The organism is Jeotgalibaca sp. PTS2502 (assembly GCF_001975685.1).
Taxonomy (GTDB): Bacteria; Bacillota; Bacilli; order Lactobacillales; family Aerococcaceae; genus Jeotgalibaca; species Jeotgalibaca arthritidis.
Genome location: NZ_CP019433.1, coordinates 1,600,001 through 1,605,000, shown reverse-complemented (window position 1 = coordinate 1,605,000; position 5,000 = coordinate 1,600,001). Strand labels below are relative to the sequence as shown.

General features: G+C 42.1%; 3 protein-coding genes, 2 tRNA genes and 3 rRNA genes (1 of these 8 cut by a window edge). 7 read left to right on the top strand and 1 reads right to left on the bottom strand.

The genetic code is table 11. The features are described 5' to 3' along the window. The 5 genes from BW721_RS07885 to rrf (BW721_RS07865) all read left to right on the top strand — a co-directional run. Positions 1-1,313 (top strand): 23S ribosomal RNA (locus tag BW721_RS07885); it begins 1,603 nt to the left of the window's first position. 153 nt (positions 1,314-1,466) lie between these two features. Next, positions 1,467-1,582 (top strand): 5S ribosomal RNA (rrf, locus tag BW721_RS07880). A 21-nt stretch (positions 1,583-1,603) separates the two neighbouring features. Then, positions 1,604-1,677, top strand: a tRNA-Asn gene (locus BW721_RS07875). Positions 1,678-1,831: 154 nt separating this feature from the next. Then, positions 1,832-1,904, top strand: a tRNA-Thr gene (locus tag BW721_RS07870). Between the two features lie 4 nt (positions 1,905-1,908). Then, positions 1,909-2,024: ribosomal RNA gene (gene rrf, locus BW721_RS07865) — 5S ribosomal RNA — on the top strand. A 261-nt stretch (positions 2,025-2,285) separates the two neighbouring features. Here rrf (BW721_RS07865) and BW721_RS07860 read toward each other — a convergent pair. Continuing rightward, on the bottom strand, positions 2,286-2,942 hold the full coding sequence (locus tag BW721_RS07860; RefSeq protein ID WP_076767666.1) for a DNA alkylation repair protein: 657 nt from the start codon (positions 2,940-2,942) through the stop codon (positions 2,286-2,288). A 119-nt stretch (positions 2,943-3,061) separates the two neighbouring features. Between BW721_RS07860 and BW721_RS07855 the strand changes: the two genes are divergently transcribed. Both BW721_RS07855 and BW721_RS07850 read left to right on the top strand, forming a co-directional pair. Then, entirely contained in the window at positions 3,062-3,769 is a 708-nt protein-coding gene (locus BW721_RS07855; RefSeq protein ID WP_076767664.1) for a DsbA family oxidoreductase, read from the top strand. A gap of 109 nt (positions 3,770-3,878) precedes the next feature. Then, complete coding sequence (locus BW721_RS07850; RefSeq protein ID WP_076767663.1) at positions 3,879-4,802, top strand: aldo/keto reductase; 924 nt, start codon at positions 3,879-3,881, stop codon at positions 4,800-4,802. Positions 4,803-5,000: the final 198 nt, after the last annotated feature.

The following is a 5,000-nucleotide window of genomic DNA, read 5'->3' as shown; positions in this document are numbered from 1 at the left end:
ACACTGCCAAGAAAAGCTTCTAGTTAGAAACCAACTGCCCGTACCGCAAACCGACACAGGTAGTCGAGGAGAGCATCCTAAGGTGAGCGAGCGAACTCTCGTTAAGGAACTCGGCAAAATGACCCCGTAACTTCGGGAGAAGGGGTGCTGACCGCAAGGTCAGCCGCAGTGAATAGGCCCAAGCGACTGTTTATCAAAAACACAGGTCTCTGCAAAATCGAAAGATGACGTATAGGGGCTGACGCCTGCCCGGTGCTGGAAGGTTAAGAGGAGAGGTTAGCTTCGGCGAAGCTTTGAATTGAAGCCCCAGTAAACGGCGGCCGTAACTATAACGGTCCTAAGGTAGCGAAATTCCTTGTCAGGTAAGTTCTGACCCGCACGAAAGGCGTAACGATTTGGGCACTGTCTCAACGAGAGACTCGGTGAAATTATAGTACCAGTGAAGATGCTGGTTACCCGCGACAGGACGGAAAGACCCCATGGAGCTTTACTGCAGGTTGATATTGATTGTTTCTGCTACATGTACAGGATAGGTAGGAGCCATTGAAGTCGGGACGCTAGTCTCGATGGAGGCGCCATTGGGATACTACCCTTGTAGCAGGACCACTCTAACCCGCCACCCTAATCGGGTGGGGAGACAGTGTCAGTCGGGCAGTTTGACTGGGGCGGTCGCCTCCTAAAATGTAACGGAGGCGCCCAAAGGTTCCCTCAGAATGGTTGGAAATCATTCGTAGAGTGCAAAGGCAGAAGGGAGCTTGACTGCGAGACCTACAAGTCGAGCAGGGACGAAAGTCGGGCTTAGTGATCCGGTGGTTCCGCATGGAAGGGCCATCGCTCAACGGATAAAAGCTACCCTGGGGATAACAGGCTTATCTCCCCCAAGAGTTCACATCGACGGGGAGGTTTGGCACCTCGATGTCGGCTCGTCGCATCCTGGGGCTGTAGTCGGTCCCAAGGGTTGGGCTGTTCGCCCATTAAAGCGGCACGCGAGCTGGGTTCAGAACGTCGTGAGACAGTTCGGTCCCTATCCGTCGCGGGCGTTGGAAATTTGAGAGGAGCTGTCCTTAGTACGAGAGGACCGGGATGGACACACCGCTGGTGTACCAGTTGTTCTGCCAAGGGCATTGCTGGGTAGCTATGTGTGGACGGGATAAACGCTGAAAGCATCTAAGCGTGAAGCCCCCCTCAAGATGAGATTTCCCATCATTTTAAATGAGTAAGACCCCTGAGAGACGATCAGGTAGATAGGCTAGAAGTGGAAGTGCAGCGATGTATGGAGCGGACTAGTACTAATCGGTCGAGGACTTAACCAATAATAAAACGGTAATGACGTAAAATGGGTTTCAAACCAAGGGTTTCATGTTAACTATTCAGTTTTGAGGGAACAACCTCAGAAAAAACACTGTGGGCATAGCCCAAGTGTATCATGTCTGTAAACTGCTAGCAGCAACAGCCATGACAATATGTGCGGTGGCGATGGCAAGAAGGTCACACCTGTTCCCATCCCGAACACAGAAGTTAAGCTTCTTAGCGCCGATTGTAGTGAAGGGTTTCCCTTTGTGAGAGTAGGACGCTGCCGCGCATATATTTTTTAATATATTATTCCGCAATAGCTCAGTTGGTAGTAGCGCTTGACTGTTAATCAAGATGTCGTAGGTTCGAGTCCTACTTGCGGAGTTTTTTTATGCCTATTTCTAGGAAAAGTCAAACATCAACTCGTTGGATTTGCTGGCGAAGGATGTTTTTTATTTTAAAATAGAATGTGTTAATGCCATATTGACAAAGCGTTGGTTATTAGGTATTCTATAATTTGTGTAAAACAGTTTCAAGTGCCGCCTTAGCTCAGTAGGTAGAGCACCACCATGGTAAGGTGGGGGTCGTCGGTTCGAATCCGACAGGTGGCTTTTGTACGGTAATGATGGCAAGAAGGTCACACCTGTTCCCATCCCGAACACAGAAGTTAAGCTTCTTAGCGCCGATTGTAGTGAAGGGTTTCCCTTTGTGAGAGTAGGACGTCGCCGTGCAATTATAAAAGCATTCCAGTCATCTGGAATGCTTTTTTTGTAGACTAGGGGATTATAAGTTCAGCCATCAATGTCTAGCTCCCAAGTCCTGGCCTACTGAAAAAAAGATAAATTTGCCCCATTGCGCGCTTCGCTGCTCGCTAACGCCTATCATTCGACTAACCCGCTGAAGCGTGAAGTCTCCTGACAATTCAGGGTCAAATTTCCTATTTTTTCATAGGCCAAAGCGGACTTGTCCGCTTTTCTTACCTCCGGAAAGCTTTATAGGTATTTACTGCCTTCTCGAATACTCAAAGGAGCTAATTCACTTTTGTTTTCTTCAATAAAGCTGCTGACCCATTCTGGATTTGTTTTACTATAGTCACGCAAGCTCCACCCAATTGCTTTGTTAATAAAGAACTCTGTCTGATTCAAGTTATTTTTTATAATGAGCATCAATAACTCAGTATCAGTCTCTTCTTTAAAAAGTAGCTGGTGGTCAATAGCAACTCGACGAATCCAGATATTGCTGTCTAGACTCCATTCAACCATCTGTTTTTTTAATTCCGGGAATGATTTCACTAAAAATCCAATAACGCCATCAAGTCCATCTACGGTATCCCACCATGATTTAGTCATAATAAGTTGCTTGAGAATTGGTAAGTGGTCAGGTCCCAGCAAGCTTTTAATAGCCAAAAGATAGTCAACTGCAGCATAATGATACTCACGTTCTATTTGATTAAAGCACAGCTGAATAAAATCGAAATCAACATCTTTTTCTTTAAGCGCTTGTTTAAATTCACTATGATAAGTTGCTTTTCTTTCTTTGGCTAAAATGCCTAGAAAAGGAAATAGGTTTCTCATATAGGCAGACATAGAAATCGCTTGATCAGGATCAGCTAATAGTTGTAATTTATTGAAGATTATCTGATGCTCCATTTTGTCCCTCTTCTCAAAGTATGTTGTTTTTATTATAAACAATAAAAACAGCATTGATAAGCTTGCAATTATAAGTTATTTCACTTACACTAAGTAAGCCAATGTAAAGGAGTGTTCATATGCAAGTAGAATTTTTCCACGATGTGATTTGTAGTTTCTGTTTTCCTATGTCTTATCGAATGCGAAAGATAGCTAATAAATATCCTAATTTAACTATTACTCACCGTTCATTTGCACTAGGGTGGGAGAAAGAGCAGTTTATTCAAATGTTTGGATCTCATGAAGCCGTAAAAGGAGAAGTTCTCGGTCATTGGGAACATGCTAATCAAAATGATGATGAACATCGCTTCAATATTGAGGGGATGAAAGAAAAAGATTTTCTATTTCCAACTTCAAAAGAGGGCCTAAAAGCAGCAAAGGCTGCAGGGCTTATAGCTGGACAGTCAGCTTATTGGAATGTCTTTGATGCGTTGCAAGAAGCCCTATTTGTTCATAACCAAGATATTTCTGATAAATTAGTTATTGAAGCAGCAGTTAAGAAGTCTGGTGTTTCTTTTGAACAATGGAAAGAGCAGTATGAAAAAGAAGAGACTGAGCAAGCTGTTATTGAAGATTTGCAACGTGTTCAAGCTTACGGTATTCAAGGTGCACCGGCAGTAGTTATCAATCAAAAGTATCTTATTAGCGGTGCTCAACCCCAAGAGGTTATTGAGCAAACGATTGAAAAAATTGCAGCAGAAGAAGGATTTCAATTAAGCGGCTTGCAGATGATGAGTTCAGATGGCGATGCTTGTCGAGTAGTCGATGATAAGTGGATATGTGATTAAAGGAAACTGAGGCGGCTGTCTCAGTTTTTTTTCATTTTATAAAGGATTTACGAAAGGGCTTTTATACTATAGTGGTATACTATAACAAAAGGACAAAGGAGTAGTGCAAATGAAAACAATTTATATAGGAGATAGTTCATTGAGAGCTTCTCAACTATCCTTAGGCTTAATGCGTATGAGTCATTTAAGTGACAAGGAGGCAGAAGGAGTTATCCAAGCAGCTCTATCAGTAGGGATTAACTATTTTGATCATGCCGATATTTATGGAGCTGGCGAATCAGAGAGTATTTTTGGGAGAGCCTATCGTAATCTATCTATCAAGCGCGAAGATATTTTGATTCAGTCAAAGGCAGGGATTGTTCCTGGGAAAATGTATGATTTTTCCAAAAAACATCTTATCCAATCGGTTGAAGAAAGCTTAAGAAGATTGCAGACCGATTATTTAGATACATTTTTATTACATCGACCAGATACGCTTTTTGAACCGGAAGAAGTAGCTGAAGTTTTTAATCAATTAGAAACGAGTGGTAAAGTACGTTATTTCGGTGTTAGTAATCAGACGCCTATGCAGATTGAATTATTGAAAACAGCTGTTAAACAACCTTTGATCATTAACCAACTACAAATGAGCGTGACCCATCACCCTATGATTGATGCTGGCTTCAATATGAATCGTGTCAATGAACGTTCAATTGTAAGGGACAGCTCGATATTAGAATATAGTCGTATTCATCAGATGACGATCCAACCGTGGTCACCATTCCAAGCTGGGAATAACAAGCAAGGCGTTTTATTTAACCACCCTGACTATCAGGAATTAAGTGAAACTTTGAAGAACTATGCGAAAGAAAAAGAAGTTAGTCAAGAAGCGATTACGATTGCTTGGCTACTCAGACATCCTGCTAAGATGCAACCAATTATTGGTAGTATGAACCCAGAGCGTATTAAATCTGCTAGTCAAGCAACTGATATAGAATTAAGCCGAGAAGAGTGGTATGAATTATACCGTATAGGGGGATTCCCAATTCCTTAATGAGATCGATTCATATTTTTCTGCTGTATGCTATGTCTAAGGATAGAGCATACAGCATCTTTTTTTTAGGGCTATAAACACAGCTAAAGAAGATATTAAAAAAAATAAAAAAACTGTTGACGAAAATCCAAACAGATGATATTATTTAGAAGTTGTCCGAACGACCTCTTGAATAATTGGAAAAAAGATTTGACAAAG

Excerpts from the sequence above, each read along its gene's own strand:
- BW721_RS07850 (WP_076767663.1), top strand. The coding sequence starts at position 3,879 with ATGAAAACAATTTATATAGGAGATAGTTCATTGAGAGCTTCTCAACTA.
- BW721_RS07860 (WP_076767666.1), bottom strand. The coding sequence starts at position 2,942 with ATGGAGCATCAGATAATCTTCAATAAATTACAACTATTAGCTGATCCT.
- BW721_RS07855 (WP_076767664.1), top strand. The coding sequence starts at position 3,062 with ATGCAAGTAGAATTTTTCCACGATGTGATTTGTAGTTTCTGTTTTCCT.